General features: G+C 32.8%; 22 protein-coding genes. 3 read left to right on the forward strand and 19 right to left on the reverse strand.

The features are described 5' to 3' along the window. Positions 1-6 precede the first annotated feature (6 nt). From DG435_RS04590 to hutH, 16 genes are all read right to left on the reverse strand, one after another. On the reverse strand, positions 7-1,152 hold the full coding sequence (locus tag DG435_RS04590; RefSeq protein WP_106792056.1) for a beta-ketoacyl synthase N-terminal-like domain-containing protein: 1,146 nt from the start codon (positions 1,150-1,152) through the stop codon (positions 7-9). Then, on the reverse strand, positions 1,145-1,594 hold the full coding sequence (locus DG435_RS04595) for a thioesterase family protein (RefSeq protein WP_234387070.1): 450 nt from the start codon (positions 1,592-1,594) through the stop codon (positions 1,145-1,147). Before DG435_RS04595 ends, DG435_RS04590 begins: the two co-directional genes overlap by 8 nt. Then, on the reverse strand, positions 1,584-2,855 hold the full coding sequence (locus tag DG435_RS04600; RefSeq protein WP_108840562.1) for an ABC transporter permease: 1,272 nt from the start codon (positions 2,853-2,855) through the stop codon (positions 1,584-1,586). The genes DG435_RS04595 and DG435_RS04600 overlap by 11 nt, the downstream gene beginning before the upstream one ends. Continuing rightward, complete coding sequence (locus tag DG435_RS04605; protein WP_106792053.1) at positions 2,848-3,588, reverse strand: ABC transporter ATP-binding protein; 741 nt, start codon at positions 3,586-3,588, stop codon at positions 2,848-2,850. Before DG435_RS04605 ends, DG435_RS04600 begins: the two co-directional genes overlap by 8 nt. Positions 3,589-3,602: 14 nt before the next feature. After that, positions 3,603-4,598, reverse strand: coding sequence for a BtrH N-terminal domain-containing protein (locus DG435_RS04610; RefSeq protein WP_106792052.1), 996 nt, complete (start codon positions 4,596-4,598; stop codon positions 3,603-3,605). Then, positions 4,588-4,995, reverse strand: a complete 408-nt coding sequence (locus DG435_RS04615) for a hypothetical protein (protein WP_106792051.1) — start codon at positions 4,993-4,995, stop codon at positions 4,588-4,590. The genes DG435_RS04610 and DG435_RS04615 overlap by 11 nt, the downstream gene beginning before the upstream one ends. A 7-nt stretch (positions 4,996-5,002) precedes the next feature. After that, positions 5,003-5,458, reverse strand: a complete 456-nt coding sequence (locus tag DG435_RS04620) for an ABC transporter permease (protein WP_106792050.1) — start codon at positions 5,456-5,458, stop codon at positions 5,003-5,005. Beyond that, on the reverse strand, positions 5,458-5,889 hold the full coding sequence (locus DG435_RS04625) for a hypothetical protein (RefSeq protein ID WP_106792049.1): 432 nt from the start codon (positions 5,887-5,889) through the stop codon (positions 5,458-5,460). Before DG435_RS04625 ends, DG435_RS04620 begins: the two co-directional genes overlap by 1 nt. 1 nt (position 5,890) lies before the next feature. Then, complete coding sequence (locus DG435_RS04630) at positions 5,891-7,024, reverse strand: beta-ketoacyl-ACP synthase III (RefSeq protein ID WP_106792048.1); 1,134 nt, start codon at positions 7,022-7,024, stop codon at positions 5,891-5,893. Further along, positions 7,024-7,953, reverse strand: a complete 930-nt coding sequence (locus DG435_RS04635; RefSeq protein WP_106792088.1) for a hypothetical protein — start codon at positions 7,951-7,953, stop codon at positions 7,024-7,026. The genes DG435_RS04630 and DG435_RS04635 overlap by 1 nt, the downstream gene beginning before the upstream one ends. A gap of 1 nt (position 7,954) precedes the next feature. After that, entirely contained in the window at positions 7,955-8,839 is an 885-nt protein-coding gene (locus DG435_RS04640) for a lipid A biosynthesis acyltransferase (RefSeq protein ID WP_106792047.1), read from the reverse strand. Positions 8,840-8,845: 6 nt separating this feature from the next. Next, a complete protein-coding gene (locus tag DG435_RS04645; protein ID WP_024771999.1) occupies positions 8,846-9,094 on the reverse strand; it encodes a phosphopantetheine-binding protein in 249 nt (82 codons plus the stop codon). A gap of 3 nt (positions 9,095-9,097) precedes the next feature. Further along, entirely contained in the window at positions 9,098-10,321 is a 1,224-nt protein-coding gene (locus DG435_RS04650; protein ID WP_106792046.1) for a beta-ketoacyl synthase, read from the reverse strand. Positions 10,322-10,336: 15 nt separating this feature from the next. Beyond that, positions 10,337-11,068, reverse strand: coding sequence for a 3-oxoacyl-ACP reductase FabG (fabG, locus tag DG435_RS04655; RefSeq protein ID WP_106792045.1), 732 nt, complete (start codon positions 11,066-11,068; stop codon positions 10,337-10,339). A 75-nt stretch (positions 11,069-11,143) separates the two neighbouring features. Further along, entirely contained in the window at positions 11,144-12,271 is a 1,128-nt protein-coding gene (locus DG435_RS04660; RefSeq protein WP_106792044.1) for a WG repeat-containing protein, read from the reverse strand. Beyond that, positions 12,271-13,806, reverse strand: coding sequence for a histidine ammonia-lyase (gene hutH, locus DG435_RS04665; RefSeq protein ID WP_106792043.1), 1,536 nt, complete (start codon positions 13,804-13,806; stop codon positions 12,271-12,273). Before hutH ends, DG435_RS04660 begins: the two co-directional genes overlap by 1 nt. 111 nt (positions 13,807-13,917) lie before the next feature. On the opposite strand from hutH, the gene DG435_RS04670 reads away from it, so the two are divergent. Then, positions 13,918-15,153 (forward strand): NAD(P)/FAD-dependent oxidoreductase, encoded by a 1,236-nt coding sequence (locus DG435_RS04670; RefSeq protein WP_106792042.1) that lies wholly within the window; start codon positions 13,918-13,920, stop codon positions 15,151-15,153. A 28-nt stretch (positions 15,154-15,181) separates the two neighbouring features. Here DG435_RS04670 and DG435_RS04675 read toward each other — a convergent pair whose 3' ends face one another. The 3 genes from DG435_RS04675 to DG435_RS04685 form a co-directional block, all read right to left on the reverse strand. Continuing rightward, positions 15,182-15,931 carry a LytTR family DNA-binding domain-containing protein gene (locus DG435_RS04675; RefSeq protein ID WP_035092955.1) on the reverse strand — a complete coding sequence of 250 codons (750 nt, stop codon included), beginning with the start codon at positions 15,929-15,931 and terminating at the stop codon, positions 15,182-15,184. Positions 15,932-15,938: 7 nt separating this feature from the next. Further along, positions 15,939-19,055: a two-component regulator propeller domain-containing protein gene (locus tag DG435_RS04680; RefSeq protein WP_106792041.1), complete on the reverse strand. Its 3,117-nt coding sequence runs from the start codon at positions 19,053-19,055 to the stop codon at positions 15,939-15,941. A 99-nt stretch (positions 19,056-19,154) separates the two neighbouring features. Then, positions 19,155-19,730 (reverse strand): hypothetical protein, encoded by a 576-nt coding sequence (locus DG435_RS04685; protein ID WP_106792040.1) that lies wholly within the window; start codon positions 19,728-19,730, stop codon positions 19,155-19,157. Positions 19,731-20,329: 599 nt separating this feature from the next. On the opposite strand from DG435_RS04685, the gene DG435_RS04690 reads away from it, so the two are divergent. Both DG435_RS04690 and DG435_RS04695 read left to right on the forward strand, forming a co-directional pair. Then, complete coding sequence (locus DG435_RS04690) at positions 20,330-21,172, forward strand: N-acetylmuramidase family protein (protein WP_106792087.1); 843 nt, start codon at positions 20,330-20,332, stop codon at positions 21,170-21,172. 83 nt (positions 21,173-21,255) lie between these two features. Then, positions 21,256-21,723, forward strand: coding sequence for an RNA methyltransferase (locus DG435_RS04695; RefSeq protein ID WP_106792039.1), 468 nt, complete (start codon positions 21,256-21,258; stop codon positions 21,721-21,723). Positions 21,724-21,736: the final 13 nt, after the last annotated feature.

Raw genomic sequence — 21,736 nt, forward strand, 5'->3', positions numbered from 1 at the left:
AATAAATTATTTTACTTTTTGAAATATAACTGCTGTATTACAACCTCCGAATCCGGAGGCGGTTTTTAGAAAAATATTTAATTGTTTTGGGGTGGTTTTTGTGATGATGTTTAAAGGTTTTGATGTCCCAGGTTCTTTGAAACCTAATGAGGTGTATAGTGTGTTATTTTGTAATGAATACATCCCAACAATAGTCTCAACTAACCCTGAAGCTCCTAATGTATGGCCAAAATAGCCTTTTAAACTATTTAGTGGTACTTTGTTTAAATTAAGTCTGTTAAATGCAATTGATTCTGTTTCGTCATTAAACAATGTTGCTGTTCCGTGGGCCGAAATGTAATCAATATCGGTATGGGTGACATTTCCTTCTTTGAAAGCAGATTGTACACTTCGAAATAATCCTTCACCAGTTCGTGAAGGTCCCGAAATATGATTAGCATCGTTACAAGAGCCTTCACCCAAAATAGCAACCGCTTCTTTTGGCAGTCCTTTTTCATTATTAGTAACTAAAATACTGGCAGCTACTTCTCCTATATTAACTCCTGTTCTGTCTTTGTCATAAGGTTTACAGGGTTCATTACTTAACGCTTGAAATGAATTAAAACCAGTTATTATAAATTCACTTACCATATCTCCGCTAACAATAAAAACATCATCATAGGTACCATGGTTAATGTAGCGTTTTGCAATTGCAATAGATAAAATTCCAGAAACACATGCATTAGAAACAACAATAGCATCATTTTTAAATCCTAATGTTTCTTTGACCACTTTTCCTAAGGAGCTTAAATAAGCACGTTCTTTTAGGAATTCATTGTTTTTATTTAAGGCATCAATATTGCCTTTGGTAGTAGATATAATAAGCCCAACACGATTTGTTAAGGGTGTTTTAGATGCTTTAATAACTTTGCTTAGCGAAGAAATCATCATCTGTTCTAAACGTGTGAACTGCCCTTCATTATTTAATTGTTTAAAATCGGCATATAAATCTTCTGTATTTATTATTGAAGAATAAAATGGATCAGGCAACAGATCTTTATCATCAATAAGTCGTAAACCCGAATTCTCGTTATGAATATTCTGTACAACAGTTTGGCTGTCAAAACCAAGCGATGATATTATATTATTATATGAAGCGTAAATCTTACTCATTCAATTTTATAAGGCCTTCTTTTTGTTTCCATTTGATAAAGAAAGATGGAATTGTTAGTGATAAATCACCATTTCCTGTATCTCCAACAAATACCTGTACGGTTTCTCCTGTGCAGACTAATTTATGATTTTGGTTATAAATTTCATATCTAAAAATCATTTTAGCAGCTGGACTATCTACATAAATTGTTTTTATGGTAGCAATATCTCCATATCGTAAAGGTAGTTTGTGTTCTGTACTAGACTTTACGATTGGCGTAGCATAACCAAATTTTTTTTGATCTAAATAAGAAATACCATGATGTCTTCCAAAAGCTTCCCTACCATCCTCAAAATATTGAATATAATTACCATGCCAGACAATTCCTAAGGGGTCAGTTTCTACAAAACGTACTCTAACCTGGCTGGTGAAACTTATTTCTTTGTTATTTTTAGACTGCATTTTTCTTTTCATTATAAACAATAGAAATTAAAGCTGTTATTATAAAAAATAATAAAAGTAATATTATTTCTGGAACAAGTTCTATAAAGCTGGCATTTCGCAAAAATACATCATAGAAGGCATTTAAACCCCAATTCATTGGTGAAATATTAGATAACAGCTGCATGAATTTTGGCATTACAAAAACAGGTACCCAAACACCTCCCAAAGCAGCTAGAATAACCACAAAGGTTGCCCCAAATGGAGCAGATTGTTCTTGTGTTTTTGCAACCGTTCCTAACAATAATCCTAATCCTATCGCAGCTAAACCTGCAAAAAAAGCGACAATAAACAGATTAAATATTCTTCCCGATACGTCTAATGTTGGTAAACCTAATTTAGGAAATAAAAACACTCCTATTGCTAGCATTAAAGTAAATTGTATGAGACAAACAGCCAGATACACTGTTGTTTTTCCTCCTAATACTATTGCATAGGATACAGGATTTGTTCTTAATCGTACAAAAGTTCCTTGATTTTTTTCTTTTACAATATTTATAGATAAAGGTACTATAATAAAAAAGATGGCAAATAAAGTCCAGGCAGGTACATTGTGCTGCGCCGAATTGGGTATGATCTCTTTGTCTCCTTGTTTTGGGACTATTTCTTTAAAACTGATAAAATTATCGGTTTCAAAAATAACTTCTGTATCATCTTCTGATACTTGTTCATGAAAAGCCTTGTAAATAGATTGCGTTTCTATTTTAGAAATCATCTTATCGATACCATTTTTTACAGAACTTTTAAAGGTAAGTTGAGTTGCCGGATCAAAATATAATCTAACCTCTTTGCTTAAAATAGTTTCTTCTGGTTGAATTTCTTTTTCTTCTTCTTCCAAACGAAATTTTGATAAAATCCCTTCTACATTCTGATTGACTTTTTTATCTAAATCTGATGATAATTTTTCTGGAATGATGATCGCTAATTGATAATTTCCTTTAAATACCAGATCTCTGGCTTCTTGCTCTTTATCTTTTTGAATGACCTGAAAAGTATTGGATGCTGTTAAGCTACTAATTATAGTCTCAGAAACACGACCATTATCATTATTTACAAGAAGTATAGGAATCTTGGTGTCGCTAATCGTTTTAAAGCTACTGTCTTGAATTATTGTTATCGTGATGATTAGTACGATAGGCATTATGAACAAAATTGCAATGCCTCCAATATCCCTAGTGAGTAATAAGAATTCTTTATATGTAGAAGCCCATAATTTATGCATGATCTCTTAATGCTTTCCCGGTTAAGGCTAAAAATACATCTTCAAGGTTATTTGCATTTTTTTGATTAGAAATTAATTCTTGTGGTTGTCCTTGAGATATTATTTTTCCATGATCTATAATAGCTACTCTGGTACAAAAATCTTCAGCTTCATTTAAATGATGTGATGTATAAATAATAGTAGCTCCTTTTTTATTTAAGAGTTGTAAGTATTTAATAATTACATTTTTAGATTGTACATCCACCCCAACAGTTGGTTCGTCTAAGAATAATACCTTGGGCTCGTGTAATATACTAGCGATTAAATTAATACGACGTTTCATCCCTCCAGAAAACGTACTCACTTTTTTATTAGCAAACTTAGACAGACCTAATATTTCAATTGCCTGGCTTATTTTAGATTTTAATAACTGTCCTTTTAAACCATACATACTACCAAAATAGGTAAGATTTTCATTAGCAGTTAACGCCGGGTATAAAGCATATTCTTGTGGTACAATACCAATGAGTTGTTTTAATTGATTGGGATTTTTATAGGTTAGACCATCTATAGTAAATGATCCTGATGTAGGTTTTATTAAAGAACATAATAATGAAATTAATGTAGTCTTTCCTGCACCATTTGGACCAAGTAGTCCAAAAATTTCTTTTTCATCGATAAACAAATCTAAATCTGATACAGAATATGCTTCTGCACCTTTATATTTTTTAGATAATTGTTCAATTTTAATCATGCTTTATTTTACTATTAAATAGCTTTCTTCAGTTTTTTAAAGAAAACTTCTTCTCGATTTGCTATATCATCTAGTTGCGAAGCAACATCGTTGTATGCATCATCTTTTGCGCTTCGGTTTTTGTATATACGAGAAGCATCTAAAGCAAAATCTCTCCACGAATCACCAATTGCAGTCATTTCTATAGATAACTCGATTAATGTATCATTCTTTAATACTTTACCTGCTTCCTGTAAGAATGCAGCATAGATATATCTAAATCCACCACCCCCAGTTCCTATTTCTTCTTGCATCCTAACTACTTGTCCCAAATAATGATTGGCCACTTTTGTGCCTTTCTTCTTTGGCCATTTGCGAATTAGTTTAGCAACTGTTCGAATTCCTTTAACTCCAACAATAGGTACTGGAGCAAGCATTTCTCTACAGGTTTGTTTAATTCCTTTAACTATGGCTTTTTCTAAAGCTAATTCCTTAGGAAAATCGATAGGATAATACATATGCCCTTTAGGAGCGAAAGCACCTTTGGCAAAACGTACTTTTTCCAGTTCTTTTGCTGTTAGAGTTGTAACGGTCTCCATTACGGGGTCGCTAATTAAGTACGAATCTTCTTTTTTCCCATAAACAACTAAGTTATGAGCATTAAAATGAAAACGATATTCATCGGGAAAATATACTAGATTATATACCCCAACTTGAAGCCCTACAGGATTATTTTTGTTAAGGTTTTCGTCTAAACGCGCCTTAGCATTCTGAGGGTTTTTAAATTTTTCTCGTTTTATTTTTATTCCAACTCTTTTTGCAAATCGTTTAAAAATAAAGCCAGGCATTGCTCTGTATGTAAGAGCAGGAGCGTGGTTTACCATTAAAAACGGTATGTAACAAAACAACAGGCCTGATCCGATTCCAAAGACCATAGGTTCACTAACATTGAAGCCATTATGCTTCATTAAATTAGACACAACACCATTTTCGCAGTGTGCAGATTGATGGTGTGTAAAATTAATTTCCATGTTCAATGTGTTTTAATTGATCTACAGTGATTTCGAAAATGTCAGCGTATTTTTGTAATATTTTTTGAGATAGTTTATGAAACACTTTTGGTTTAAAGTGCCTTTTAACCCGCCATTTCCATAGACCAACATAACTAGCTAAAATAGTAATGTCCATTTTATGTAGTTCCATATAATATTCTATAGGGCTTGTCTGGTTGTTTAAAACTCTAATTTTTGCTTTTTCTATACGCTCGTTTATTTCCTGTAGCGCATTATTTAACGCAATGGTCTTAGGGGTCCATCCACTGCTACCTGCAGTTGTATACTCTCCATTTTCATTAACGGCATAGCATAACTCTTTAAAGTTTGCAGACTTTAAGCTACCCTTATCTTGTGGAATCTCACTTTTTTTCATAGTACACCTATTTCATTTCCTGAATAAATAAATTCATTTCACAAGATAATAATTCTTTATCTGCTTCATGGATAGTACACTCTAATGTACACATGCTGTATTGTTCGGTGTCGAATCGAGATTTTAAAACAGCCTTAGAAACTATTGTCTCTCCTATACTAGGGCAGCTATGGACTACAACTTTTTTTATTGCACTAATAAAACCAATAAGTTTTGTGCCTTCACCTTCTAGGTCATCTTCTTCAAAATAACTTTTGCCAACGATTGAAGAGCAGGTTTGAGCAGCATTTTCTACCATACCAATTTCACTAAAAATAGTATCGTTAACAAAAATGCAATCTGATTTTATATCAAAAGAGGTTGCTACATGTTCATCATCAATAGATAGCACTTTGTCTACCATTAAAAATGGTGCTCGATGTGGCAGGAATTTAGCGATATCTAATGTTTTGACTTTATCCATTAACTAGCAATAACTGTTTTCATTTGTCCAGAAGCAATCACTTCTTTTTTGGTGTTAAATACTTCAATTTTAACCATAGTAACTCCCATGAATTCATGTAAGATTTCGGCTTCGGTAGTTATAGTCTCATTTAATTTTGGGAGATAAAAAACTTCTACTTTTTTTATTGATCCTATATAGCCTGTGGGAGCGGGTTCGTCTCTAAGAAAATAATCATAACCTGTGTGTAATGCTACAGTTTGTGCCATATTTTCTATAATTCCTGGTTCTAAAAATAGATTGTCTTTTAGAAAAAGGTTGTTTTCTGTGATTTTGAAAGAGGATGCAACACTTGTCTCAGAAAAACCTAACAAAGTATCTACCATTTCGAAAGGCTCTTTTTGAGGTATTAAGTGTTTAATATTTGTAATAGGAAATTTTGTGTTTTTCATTTTAGCAAACGGTTAAAAGTGCCACCGAATATGAAAAACGGGAGCTTTCAGGTACAGAAAGTAAAATTTTATTTCCTTTTTTTAACTTCCCAGTATTCACTAATTCTTCTAGCATAATATAAATAGAACCAGCACCAACATTTCCTACCTTACTTAAATTGATAAACCAATTTTCCCAAGGTATTTCTACACCATTATCTTTCATAGCTTCATATAAGGCGTCTTTAAAATAGTATGAAGAAATGTGTGGTAAATAATACGTGATGTCTTCTGGGTTAATATCATGTTTGTCAAATACTTTAACTAAGGTTTCTACAGCCTTTGTTAGAATATTTTCTGATAGTAATTTAACATCTTGCTTTATCGCGAATAGTGATTTTTGCGCCCATTCTTCTGATGGGTATTCACTCCATGGTTTGAGTTCTCCATTGTCTAGCTTATCTCCTCCCGCATACATGCATGCTTCTATTTCATGAGCATAAGAATATGCATCCATCCATTCAATTTTTAAAGGAAGATGACCATTCGGTTTATCTTCTAAAAGAAAAGCTCCGGCGCCATCAGATAACATCCAACGTAAGAAATCTTTATTAAAAGCTAGGATTGGTGTTTCTTCTAACTTTTTTAAATGCTCTATTTCATTTTTAAAAACATCTGATTTCATCCACGAAGATGCACGCTCAGATCCTGTGCAAACTGCATTAGTATTTTGCCCTGATTTGATTGCAAGGTAACCAAATTTTAAAGCACTCATACCAGAACAACAGGCTCCCGAAGGGGAATTGATTTCTACATTTCCATTTTTTAAAAACCCATGAACCATAGCAGCATGTGATGGTAATATTTGATCAGGACTACCTGTGCCACAAGATAATAATTCAATATTTTCTGCAGTAAAACTTTCATCACATAAAAGCTCTACAGCTTCTTTAGTAAGCTGAGCATTATTATGTGTTATATTTCCGTCATTATCAATCGCATAATATCTGGTTTTTATTTGATTATTTCGTAAAACAATTCTTCGGCCTTTTGATACTTTTCCATCTAGAATGCCCAATCTCTCTTCCATCTGATCATTATCGATCGGGTCGTTAGGTAAAAACTTTGATATTCTGGTAATGTATACGTCTTTCATTAATTATTTTTTGTATCAACAGATGAATAATATTTTTTTTCTCTGCTAATTTTTTTATACATAAAAATATAAGCAGTCAAAAATACAATAAAAACTAGTGGTGCTATAATCCAAATAGCAAATAACAAGTAATAATTAAAAAAAATAAGGAGATTTTCACGTCCAGTCTTACTTGTTTTTCCTTTTTTGTATGCTAAGTTGGCTAATTTTGAAAATATAATATTGCCTCGCTTATCTACAATAACTAGAAACGGTTTGATTTTTACCGCACCTAATTGTACCAATTTTTTTTGTAATCCTGAAAAATTACTAGCAAGTAATGCGTCCTTTATAGAAGGAGTGAATTTTGCTACATTCTTTATGTCTTTATCAGAAACTCCTGGTTTAGGGAAAAAACCTAAAAATCGACTTTTTTTTCCTTTAAACATCCAGTGCTTTATGGTTAATACACTTATGTGATTAATGTGTCTATCTACTAAAGCAATATTCCCTACTAGTTTTGCATTACAAGATGCTAAAAGAATTTTCATTTTCTCCTGTGCTTGAATCCATAAATTTCTACATCCGATTACTGTAATCACAGGTGTGTTATCCAATATTTTTTTAGCACTTTCTGACTTTAAAAAAGAATTGATAGGGATAGAAGGGGTTAGATACCAGATTTGATAGCCAAGTATCACTAAATCGTATTTTTGATTTGTTATTTCTGAAGGAATTGGTTTGATTTTTTCTGGAATCTGAAGAAATGCTTCTGGGAAAACACCAAAAAAAGCTTTTTTATTCCATGGAAAAGGATAAGGTTTTTCCATTTCAATTTTATGATGTGTTACTTTTATTTCTTCAGAGGAAGCCATAGGAGAAACTATGTTTTTAACAATTTCTGACAATTGTCCGGATTGCGAATAATGGATCACTAAAACATGTTTCATTTTATTTGTTGTTTCCATTCCAAAAGTCGAAATAGTTAAACCATTGTAATGGATATTTATCTAACATCCATTTTACACTTTCTGTATATTCTTTTAATAGTTCTTTGGCATCTCTGTGTTTTGCTTTGGCCTTTCTTGCATAAAGGTGGTAATGAGTATTTGTTTCTTTCATTACATATACAAAAAGCACAGGTACTTTTAATCTAGAGGCTAACATAAAAGGCCCAGAAGGAAACTTGGCTTCTTGTCCTAATAAATCTTGTGTTAAATATTTAGAACCTTCTAGATAACGATCTCCTGTAATACATACGATTTCATTTCTAGCCAAAGCGGCGTTAATTTGAAAAATATGAGAAAGATCTTCTTTGATGAAAATAAATTTAATATTAGATTTTGAAGTAACACTATCAAGGTAATTCTTAATTGCAGTATGCTCTATGTCTGTGGTTAGAAGACTAATTGCGGCATTCTCCTCTAGCTCACCAAAAAAATGCTCAGCAATCTCAAAATTACCAAGATGAGCACTAATAAGAATACCTCCTTTTTTTTGCTTTAAGGTTTCGTTTATTAGTTCTACACCATCAAACTCGTACGTAAATTTATTTCTAAGACCCGATGATATGGCAACTTTATCTATAATAGTCTGGCCAAAAACATAATAGCTTTGGAATATCTTTAAAAAACTTTTAAATCTAGGGTATTTAAGTCTCTTGTTTAAATAGTAATATATAGATCTACTACTAGATAAGGCAAAAAAACAAAAATATATAGCAACAAAGTATAAAATAAAATAGGCAGAGCCTAAGCCAACTTTTTTAATAAAGAAAACAAATATTTTATACCCAAGTACTGTACCTCTGGACTTTCCTTTCCATTCAGTAGTCATATATGTTTATAGCGATTTTATTTTATTTTCTATAAGGTCATAAAAATTTTGAAGTGTTACAACATTTATAAAATCTTCGCCTATTAATTTTACACCAAAATTGGATTCTACAGCTACTACAAGATCGACAAAATCTAAGCTATCTAGCTCAAGAGTTTCTTTTAAGTTTGCTTCTGGTGAAATATTTTCCCCTTCTACTTCAAACTCATCAATAAGAAAGTCGTTTATCTTTTCAATAATAACTTCTTTATCCATATTCTATTTATTAAATTTTTTTATTATTAACGCGGAATTTGTTCCCCCAAATCCAAAAGAATTAGACAAAAATACATCAATTTTTTTATCTAGGGTTTTATTAACCAAATTTAGTTTAGCAGCATCTTCATCTGGATGCTCCAAATTTATATTTGGTGCAATAAAAGAATGTTGCATCATGAGCATAGAATAGATCACTTCACTAGCTCCTGCCATCCAGCATTCATGCCCTGTCATAGATTTTGTAGAGCTCACATGAGGTCCGTTTTCTCCAAAAACATTAAAGATAGCTTTTGCTTCATTGGCATCTCCAACAGGAGTTGAGGTTGCATGAGCATTTACATAATCTATAGCCGATGTTTGGATATTTGCTTGTTGGAGTGCTTTTTTCATAGCTCTGGATGGACCATCAACATTAGGAGTAGAGATATGTTCCCCGTTTGAGGAAAATCCATACCCTATTATTTCTCCCAGAATTGTTGCTCCTCTTTTGATTGCAGATTCATAACTCTCTACAATAAGAGTAGCAGATCCGCCACTGGGTACTAATCCATCTCGATTAGTATCAAATGGGCGAGAGGCTTTTTCTGGATGTTCTGTATTTGTAGAGAATACACCTAGGCCATCAAAACTTCCCATGGCAAGTTGGTTTATTTCTTGAGCTCCTCCACAAACAATACAATCTTGTAATCCGGTTTTTATAAATTGATATGCCATTCCGATAGCATGAGACCCACTGGCACAAGCTGCGCTAATCGTAAAGTTGATCCCTCTAAGTTTAAAAATTGTAGAAAGGTTCATAGTTACAGAAGAGTTCATTCCTCTAAAAATAGCTCCCGAACCTACCAATGTGGTGTCTTTTTTTTCTTTGATCTTTTCTACAGATTCAATAACCGACTGTGCAGTACTATCATTTCCATAAAGTATGCCTACTTCGTTTTGATCAAGGAAAGATTGATCTATATTTGCATTTTTTAAAGCTTCGAGTGTAGCTATATAAGCATATGTTCCTTCTTGCCCTAAACTAATACGTTGTCTTCGGGAAAGTAATTTGTTTAATTCTGGTTCTGCTACCATTCCTGTTAAACAAGAGCGATATCCGAACTCTTTTCTTTTTTCGTCAAAAACAATTCCAGATGTTCCGTTGTATAATGACGTTTTTACTTCTTCTAGGTTTTTACCAATACAAGAATATATACCCATTCCTGTGATTACAACTCTTCTCATATATTCTAAATTAATTTACGAGTAAATTCCACCATTTATATTAATCACTTCACCAGTAATGTATGAAGCTTTTTTGGAGGCTAAAAACGATACGATATGTGCTACTTCTTCAGCTTCTCCAAATCTATTGGCTGGAATTAATTTTTTAAGTTCTTTTTCGTCCAACTCATTGGTCATGTCAGTTTTAATAAACCCCGGAGCAACAGCATTTACTGTGATATTTCTTTTTGCAATTTCTTGTGCCAGAGCTTTAGTAGCTCCAATTATTGCGCCTTTGGCAGCAGAATAGTTAGTTTGCCCAGCTGTTCCCTTAACTCCAGATACAGAAGCAATATTTATAACTCTACCGTATCTGTTTCGTAGTAATTTTTGAATTAAATGATTTGTTACATTATAAAAACCATCAAGAGAAGTATTAATAACATTTTGCCAATCATTTTGGGTCATCCACATAAATAAGTTGTCCTTCGTGATTCCTGCATTATTTACGATGACTTCAATAATAGCATCTTTATTATTCTCTTGCCAGGTGTCTAACTTTGTTTTTACCTGATCAGCATCAACTACATTAAATTGAATAATTTCTGCAGTTCCACCATTAGCTTCTATTTCTGTAAGAGTTTGCTTTGCAGCAGTTTCGTTACTATTGTAATTAATTAATATATGATAGTCGGTATCTTTAGCGAGTTGTACGCAAATTGCTTTTCCAATTCCTCTTGAGCCACCTGTAATTAAAGCACACTTCATTTATTTTAGATATCGTTTTTTGGGTAAGATGTAATAGTTATTTCAATCGATTAATGATTAAGATTAATAATTTTACTAATTAAATAACTCTAAGTTTTCAAACCACATGTTTTTAAGTATTTCTCCTTTAGTGTTTAGAAAACACCAAGATTTTTTTTGTTTAACTCTTGCTAAGCCATTTACAAAACCTTTTTGCGCATTTTTTTTGAAAATAGAAAAACCACCAGCTGTAATTTCATATTTCTCTTCTATGACCAGTTCTCCTTTTGTATTTATAAATCCCCAAAGTTTTTTAGATTTAACAGGTGCTAATCCATCTGCACTAAATATTTCTGCGTCTCTAAATTTAAAAGGAATTACAGTTTCGCCACTGGTATTAATGTATCCCCATTTACCATCTTTAAGCACAGGCGCTAATCCGTTATTAAAAGCTCTTACTTTGTCGTAGGTGGGTTCAACTATCCATTCTCCATTTTTATTGATAAAACCAATTTTATCATTTTTTTTAGCGTAAGTGTATTCTCCATTTACAGAGAAATCCCAGATTTTTTGAGCTCCTGATATTTCTTTAAACTCTCCGTTAATAATCAATCCATGGCGAAGACCTTGGGTAGCTACAATTGCGTTATGATATACATTACTAACGCCGTCATAGGTTGTTTTTACAAAATAATTGCCAGAAGGATCTATTAATCCCCATTTTTCATCTTCTCTTACTTTAGCATATCCATTTTCAAAATTGAAGGCTTTCGAAAATTTCGGAGCTACTGTAGTCTCTCCTTTTGTATTGATAAAGCCTATTTTATCTCCTTTTCTTAGGATAGCAAAACCGTCTTTAAAATCATAAATTTTATCAGAATCAACATTGGTAAGGGTTTTCTCCCCTTTGGTGTTGATATAAAACCATTCTTTGTTTTTTAAAACAACTGCTATACCAGAATTAAAAGCTTTAACTTTATCGAAACCAGGCTCTATGGCCCATTCTCCTTTTCTATTTATAAACCCCCAAAGTTTACCTTTTCTTGCGGCAGCTAGATCTTCAGAAAAGTTTTTTGCAACGTCAAAGGTTGCAGGTATTTTCCAATCACCTGATTTTGTTAGATAACCAAATTTACCTTCGAATTTTGCTAATGCTAGTTCTTGGGCAGATCCTGCCAGCAAACAAAAAGAAAATACAAAAATTAAAAAATGTTTAGTTTTCATCACGCTTCTATGGTTTCATTATTAATAATAAAATCTTTTACTTGATTCACATAGGGGTACATAACAACATCTTCTGTAAAGATAGGAACTATATTTCGTATGGCATCATACATCTTTTTTGTATTCGTAGAAACCTGATCTTTCACCTCTAAATACTCTATTGCCTGAACAACGGTTATTAGTTCTATAGCAATAACTTCAAAAGCATTTTCTATAACCTTTTTTGTGATCAAGGCAGCATTTGTTCCCATGCTTACAATATCTTGATTGTCATTGTTGTTAGGGATACTATGCACATACATAGGATTTGATAGCATTTGATTTTCTGCAGTAGTAGATGTCGCTGTAAATTGAACTCCTTGCATTCCAAAGTTTAAACCTAGTTTGGCAAGGTTTACAAAAGGAGGAAGTATATCGTTTAATTTAGAGTTTAATAAGTAATTTAATTGACGTTCTGCCAGCATTGACAATTTGGTAACTACAATTTTTAACTTATCCATTTCTAAAGAAACATAATCCCCGTGAAAATTACCTCCATGGTATACGTGTTTTTCCTTAACATCTATAATAGGATTGTCATTGGCAGAATTAACTTCTTCTATTAGAATTTTTTCAATATTGTTTAAGGTGTCTAAGACTGGACCTAGTATTTGAGGAACACAACGCAATGAATAGTATTCTTGAACCTTCTCTTTAAAGACAGTTACTTCAGTTTGATCGGTATATAGATACTCTTCTCTTTTTCTGATTAAAGAACTACTTTCTAAATGCTCTCGCATCTGCTTAGCAATTTGTTGTTGTCCAACATGTTTTTTTGCATGGTTTAATTCTTGTGATAAATGGTCATCATATGCTTGTACAATTTCATTTATTGCACATGAAGCGGTAATCATCCAGTTTAATAACCTTCTTGTGTAAATAGTATTCACTAGTCCCACTCCAGTCATTACAGATGTTCCGTTCATTAAGCCAAGCCCTTCTCGTAAAGCAATCGTAATGGGACTAATATTTTCTTGTTCAAAAACCTCTTTAGTGTTTTTTCGTTCTCCTTCATGAAATACTTCTCCTTCACCAATAAGAGTTAAGGCTAAATGTGCTAATTGAACCAAATCTCCACTAGCACCAACACCACCATGTTCGTAAATAAGAGGAGTAATATCTTTATTAATCAAAGAAGTCATAACATCTATAACAGATTTATGAACACCAGAATACCCTAGACACAGGGTGTTTAAACGCGCTAACATAGCTGCTTTTACATACATAGGAGGAATTGGATTTCCTGTTCCCGAAGCATGACTTCTTATTAAATTGTATTGTAGTTGATTTCTTTCTTTATCGTTTATTTTGTATTGTGCCATTGGCCCAAAACCAGTATTTACACCATAAATGATTTTGTTTTCAGAAAATTCTTTTAAAAAATTAAAACTTTCTTCTACAGTTGCTAGAACACTTTCGTCTATTGCAATCGATTCTTCTTTAAATATAATGTCAAAAAAGTCCTGTATTTCTATTTTCCCTTTTAGTGTTAGCATCTATATTTTGCTCAAAATTTTAATGAATAATATTTTAATAACCAAAAATAAAACAGTTATTTTGGTTTGCAAATTTATAATAATTAAGGAATTAATAAGTACAATAGTGCTATGAATGATGAAAATATTGATGTTTTAGTAGTGGGAGCGGGACCTTCGGGATGTGTTGCAGCCTCTTATTTACATAATAATGGTTATAATGTGAAAGTAGTTGAAAAGAGCCTTTTTCCAAGATTTGTGATCGGAGAAAGTCTTTTGCCAAGATGTATGGATCATTTTGAAGAAGTAGGATTGTTGGATTGTTTAAAAGCATGTGATTTCGAAGTAAAATCAGGAGCACGATTTATTAAAGGAGAGAAGGTTTGTAATTTTGATTTTAGTAAGAAACATACAGAAGGTTGGGATTGGACATGGCAGGTACCTCGTGCAGATTTTGATTCAGCCCTTACAAAAGAACTTATTAATAGAGGAGTAGATATCAGTTTTGAAGAAGAAGTTGTTGCCGTAGATTTTGAGGGAGAAATTTCAAAAACCACTGTAAAAGATAAAGAAGGGAAACACCGTGTTATTACTGCAAAATATGTCATAGATTCTAGCGGTTATGGAAGAGTATTACCCAGGCTTTTAGATTTAGAACAACCTTCAGAATTGCCAAAACACTCTTCGATTTTCACTCATGTTAAGGATGTTAATAGGCCAGAAGGGAATGAAGGAACACTGATCACATTTGATGTAATAGATACTGAAACCTGGTTATGGGTAATCCCTTTTTCTAACGGAGTTACTAGTATAGGGTATGTAGGGCCAACTGAATTTCTGGATTCATTTGAAGGTAATGCTACAGAAAAATTAACGCAAATGTTACAACGTTCGGACTATTTTTATAAGCGTTTTGAAAATGTTGATTTTATGTTTGATCCTATATCAATTAAAAATTATTCAAAATCTGTAAAACAATTGTACGGCAAAGGATATGTGTTAACAGGAAATAGCGCAGAGTTTTTAGATCCTGTGTTTTCTTCTGGAGTTACATTTGCTACCGAATCAGCACTGTTAGCGGCAAAACTTGTCGCTAAAGAGTTGCAAGATGAAGCTGTAGATTGGGAACAAGAATATACTGGGTATATTAAAGGAGGCGTTAATGTTTTTGCATCCTATGTAAAAGAATGGTATACGGGAAATCTTCAAAAGTTATTTTTCCATCGGCCAGAAAACCCACAAATCAAGAGGCAAATATGTGCAGTTTTAGCTGGTTACGTATGGGATGAAACAAATCCTTTTGTTACCAAACATAACAGATTGATTAAAACGGTTGCACACATGATAGATATAGAAAACGAAGTTTAATGAGATAATCTTTAGACTCTATAGATCTTTACCTATGCAATCGATCTAGGATTTCCATTACTTCTATTTTTTTTCGTACCGAAACGGGGATGTTTTCTCCGTTTTTTAGCATAAGATATCCTCCATCGGTTTTGATAAAGGCACTAATGCATTGTAGATTAACCAAGTGACTTTGATGTACTCGCAGAAATTGATAATTCTTAAGCATGTCAGAAAAATATTTCAATGTTTTAGTTACAAAAATTTTCTGTCCGTCCTGAAGATAGAAAATGGTGTTATTGCTATCAGATTCACAACGTATGATATCGTCCAGGTTTACGATGATAATTTTATCAAGAGTATGAAGTGAGATTTTATCAGGTTTTTGCTCTGGTGCAGATAACGTATCTTTTAGAATGTTAAGACGTTCTTTGTTAGGTTGAATCTGTTCTTTGGCACGGGCAATAGCTTGAGCTAACTCTTCATTTGAGTATGGTTTTAATACATAATCAATAGCTGCAAATTTAAAAGCTCTGATGGCAAACTCATCACTGGCGGTAACAAAGATGATCTTTGATTTTAGCTCGGGAAATATTTCTAGTATATCAAATCCAGTACCATCGCCTAACATAATATCTAAAAAAAGAATATCGGGTTGCGTGTTGCGTAATGATTTTGCTGCCTCAACTACGCTTTGGGCAGTATCAACTACTTTTATTTCTGGATGATTCACTTTTAGATCACTTTTTAAAAGTTGAAGTGCATCAGGCATGTCTTCTACGATAATCGCTGTAAGCATAATTGTTTTAATAGTCGGTTTCTAATGGTATTTTAAATGTAATCTCGGTTCCTGCTACAGAATTACCGTTTAAGAGAATTTCTTTTATATGTAAAGAATCCTTTCCCGAAATTGATTCAAGCCGCTCTCGGGTTACTGTAAGTGCCATAGATTGATGATCTGTCTTAGTTTTGTTTTTTTGTGATTGAAAAATACCTTGTCCATTATCTAATATAGTGCAATGTAAAAAATCTTCAGTAGTATGAAATAATACTTTTAATTCACCATCACGACTACCTTTTAAGATACCATGTCTAACAGCGTTTTCTACAAAGGGTTGAATTAGCATTGGTGGAATAAGGATTTCTTCGGGATCAAAATCAGAATCTATAGAAATATCATAGATAAACGGTTTGCTAGCCATTAATTGTTCTATCTCTATATAATGTTTTAAAGTCTGTATTTCCTGATCCAGAGTTATATGATCTTTTCTAGAGTTATATAATGTTTCTCTTAATAAAGTAGCAAATGTATTTATCGTAGTATTCATACGATTAGGATTATTAGTTCCCATTGCTTTTATACCATTAAGCGCATTAAATATAAAATGAGGATTCATTTGTAAACGCAATGCTTTTTGTTCTAATGATAGTAAATGATTCTGCATTTGTAAGCGATTACGTTCTTCCTTATTTTTTCGTTTTACTCTTCTAATGTAAGATAAAGCATATCCCCCTAAAATTAGTACAATTATTGCTAAGACAGCTAATTGAAACCAGGCTTTTTCATAAATAGGACTATCAATAAAAAACTGAAACATAATAGGGTCACTTTCTTCCCATCTGTAGTTTCTGGATTGCGCAGAGAAGTAATGAGGTCCATAAGCTAGTCCTGCAAGATTTTGTTTGTTGTCTGATGACCAGGGACTCCATTCAGAATTGTTTAACCTCCAGCGATACTCTACATCATTAGGGTGATCAAGATCAATAGTTTTGTAGCTAAACGATAATTCTGTTTGATTTGGTGTTAGTTTTAAAACATTGTTGCTGTTTGCCCATGCGCCTAATTGAATAGAATCTACACTACGATAGGCAACTTCTACATCTTCAAAATATAGACTGGGTTTAATTGTAGCTTTGGTAGTTCCTGTAGGTTGATATTTGGTTAGCCCATATATCGCACCAAACCAGAGATTTCCCTCATTGTCTTTGGTGACAGCATTAAGACAGGTTTCAATTCCTAAAAAACCATCATTTCTTCCAAAATGAAAAATATCTACAATATCATTTGATTGGTTTAATTCAATTCTATCAACTCCTCGTTCACTTCCTGCCCATAGATTGTTTTTGTCATCAAATATCATTTGATAAATATTGTCTGAATAGGGTTTTTTTCTGCCTTTTAGTTTTTTGAAGGCGATATTTCCATCAAGATTAGACCACCAGATTCCTCTTCCTGCTGTTCCAAGGTATAGTATGTTTTTGTGAAAAAGTAATGTGCTAATTGCTGTCTTTTGTTTTAGAACATTGCCTAAGTGTGTAACTTTATTCCTCTCGATATATCCTAGATGCCCATTTTGAGTAGCATACCAGATTTTGCCGAGAGAATCTTTTTTCATGTCTCTAATTTGCACATCTTGAATACCACTCTTTCTGGTGAATTTCTTTAGAGATGTTATACGTTTCTTTTTTGGATCGTATATAAATTTTGAAATACCTGCCGAATAAGATGCGACCCAAATAGTATTATCTACAACTTGTACAGTTCTTATCCAATCTGATAGCAAACCTTTATCGGTATCAATGATGTGATTTTCGCTAACCGTTATTGCAATAGTGTCGGTTGTAATAATTGGATCCGAATTTAACTCTTTACCATAGGTAGTATCTACAGCGATACTATCAATTTGTTTAATCTCTTTAAAAAGAATTCCTTTACCTTCGGTACCTGCCCAAATATTTCCAGAATTATCACTGGTTATGGTTTTAATCTTAACTTCAGATAAGCGTTCTTCCTGTGGGATATGATGAATCCCCAGAGAATCGATCTGTACCAGCCCAACTTCAGAATTAGATGCCCAGATACTGTTTTTTGTGTTATGAACAGCATATACGCGATTACCTTTTAATCCTGTATTTTGGTCATAGTGTGTGAAATTATTCTGAAAATACTTATAAAATCCTCCTCCCGATGTGGCGATCCAAATATTGGATTGACGATCTAAGATGCTTTTTCTGGTATGAGAGACAGATAGCCCATTTTTTCGATTGATTTTCTTTTTTTCGGTATACTTTTCGAAATCGAGGATTGTGATACCATCATTATCAGTAGCAAACCATAATTCGTTATTGTTGTGTACAGAAATATCTGTTACTCTTACGGGTCTTTGAATCCAACGATTACCATAGGTTTTTGCATTAGTATTTAAAACCAGAATCCCTTGGTTGAAAGCAGCAGCAAATACCTTATTGTTATGAAAGATGGCAGCAGTAAAATCATATGCACTATGTCTTTCTATAATGCTTGTTTCCTGTTTTATATTATTTAATTTCCAGAGCCCTTTATTGGTGGCTACCCAGTATAATTTACCGTCAAAGACAATGTCATTAATTATACTAGTGTTAATCTTGGAATTAAGATTAATCTTAATTAAACCTAGATTTTTACGATATTGATAAATACCAATATTAGTGGCCAGATATGTTTTGTTGGCTATTTGACATATTTTATTAATCCGAGGACCTTCTAGGTTAGTGAATTTATTCTTAACCTTAATACTTAATCCATTTTTAGTACCAATAAAAAGGCTGTCATTTACAAAAGCAAGTGAATGAATGTAATTAGACTGTAATCCATCATTTTCGTTCCAGACCTTAAACTCTTCCCCATTAAACCTGGAGAGCCCACCTCCTTGAGTACCTAGCCATAAGTAGCCTATTTTATCTTGTGCGATATCATAAACCTGTGATTGAGGTAGTCCATCTTCTAATGTATATGCTCTAAGTTGATTGTTTTGTGCTGATAATGAACCGATAATACTCAATATCAGGAATGAAACAAGATAGATGGTTTTATAATTTAAGTTCACAAGAGGTTTGTCTGGTTGGTAACAAATATAATCAAACTGAATTTCGGTCCGGGTCATAATCAAAAAAAACCGACACCACCTGTTAGGGTGGGTCGGTATAATAAACAAAAGTTTCCCCCTTTTTGTTTATTAGATTGAGATTACTGTTAGGATTAATTAGTACCCAGTGATAGCAGTTGTCTTTGAATCCTCAAAAACGCCATCGTTCCAGGTAAAGCTTTGTTTTAGGTTTACATATTTAGTATTAGTTGTTGCTCCTTGATAAAATGTTTGTGTTTGTAATATATTACCTTCTATACCGTATTCCTGATTTGGAAATATGTACTGAAAATCGGAGTCAGAATTTTCACAATACACATTATTAAGTTCAGGCAACGCTACAATAGTGTTATCTTCTTTAAGCATGTAATAATACGACTCTACATGAGCACAGCATGCTAAGTATTCAACTTCCATCTTAATCACCTTAGAGACCCCTTCTAGTCCAGGGTTCTCTAAGGCGGTTATAAAGATATCCTCAAAAAGCTCTGTGTCTTCAATAGTAAGAGTCGATATTTTATCTGAATTTTTCTCTCCCGAACGAACCAGGTTTATAACATATGAGGGGTGTTTTTCTCCTCGGTCCATAATTTCGGTAGTAACCAAAAACTCTTGTGTATCGGCAAAAACTTTTTGTGCATGGATACCTTGAAAACTTTGAAACAGAATAATGATTATGGCAACATTTTTCATAACAGCTTATTTTGAGGTTGGCTATTTGATATAAAAGTAGTTCCTTATCTTATTCTTTAGGATGTACTTTTAGTATTCGTAATGATTCAACTAGAATTCGTTTTTGGCAAAATAAAATATCTTTTTCCTGTTTTATATTCTAGTGCTTTAGAAGATAGGAGGTGAGGACTTATTGATAACCTGTATAGTAAATCATGTAATGAATTTTTTTTTAGGTTATATAGTTTTTTACTGCTTTTGATTTATGCTATTTATCATGAAATAAATCATAAGTGCTTGAAAATATGTGATATGGTAAGGTTGAAGTTGATTTTGAAATTATGCCCTTAGGATACTATTTTTTGTATCTTCACAAGAATTACCCTTACGAAGTTTAGATTTTAAACATCTTTTTAAAAGTAGATCATCTCTTATGATTTTACAAAGGTGTGCATGTTTATCTATTAGTATTTATAGAAAATAAAAATCGATATACCAGATATTCAGTTTTTACTAAATATGTTTAGAGAATTTTGCGTTTAGTTATAGACTATTTGATATTTACCTTCTGTTTTAAAATAGAAGTTGACCCAATACAAAAATCTATAAAATATAAACAAATGAAAACAATACGTTACCGTTCGAACGGACAGGATGTTCATTTTTTGGAAGAAATTTTAACCACACTGGGATATCAAGTATATGTGTCTAATTTTTTTGGAAAGGATACGGATGCAGCCGTCAGAGATTTTCAGACTAGACATAATCTTGTAATAGATGGTATAGTAGGACTTAAAACCTGGTCCAAACTTATCGAAGTCAAAAATGACTTTATTGCATTTAACGATAAGCTCCTGTCCGAACAAGATGTGAAGGATTTTGCAGATCAGTTTGAATTAGAATTAGCAATGGTAAAGGCGGTTAATGAAGTAGAAAGTAATGGAAAAGGGTTTTTGGTGTCTGGTAGACCAAGAATTTTGTTTGAAGGCCATATTTTTTGGAAAGAATTGGATAAACGAGGAGTGAATCCATCTCAGTATGTTTCAGAATATACCAAAAACGTGCTATATGAAAAATGGACCAAAGCATACTATAAAGGAGGAGCTGGGGAGTATGATCGTTTAGAAAAAGCTGCGGGAATGTCTGATGAACCAGCTTTTCATGAAGCAGCATATAGCTCGGCATCATGGGGAGCTTTCCAAATCATGGGGTTTCATTATGCGAACTTAGGTTTTTCTTCTGTAGATCATTTTGTTTCAGAAATGTATGATCATGAAAGAGAACATCTTAAAGCTTTTGGTAAATTTATAGAAGCTACATCTTTTAAAGGTGAAAAACTACTGGATTGGATAAAAGAAAAGAACTGGGCAAGATTTGCCGAAGGATATAATGGATCGGGTTATAAGAAAAATAAGTATGATACTAGACTAAAAAATGCTTACATAAAATACAGCAATAGTTAGTTGTGATTGTATATTAGAATTAAATTTATTTTAGTTTAGGTTTTGGTTCTTCAACTATATCTCAGTTTTTCTATTTTTGCCCTATGATTGATAATTTCGAGAATGAATTTTTTGGGATCGGTATTCAAAATGGTAAAACACCAGAGAATCTAGGTGTATTATGGCGTTCTGCACAAAACATGGGTGCTAGTTTTATTTTTACGATAGGCAATCGATATGCAAAACAAGCAAGTGATACTCATAATGCGGTAAAAGCCATGCCGTATTTTCATTATGATACTTTTGAAGATTTTTATCGACACTTACCTAAAGGAGCAATGTTGATAGGAATAGAATTAACAGATAATGCACAATCTCTCGAAACTTTTAACCATCCGAAACGTTGTGTATATTTACTAGGAGCCGAAGACCACGGGTTGTCCAAAAAAGCTATTGAGAAATCACAGTTTTTAGTCAAATTTAAATCAGAACTAAGTATTAATGTTGCTGTAGCGGGAAGTATTATTATGTATGATCGTGGAGTCGATAAACCTAGGTTTATAAGAACGTAGGTCCTGTAATTTT

The sequence above is a fragment of the Aquimarina sp. Aq78 genome, assembly GCF_900299525.1.
GTDB lineage: Bacteria > Bacteroidota > Bacteroidia > Flavobacteriales > Flavobacteriaceae > Aquimarina.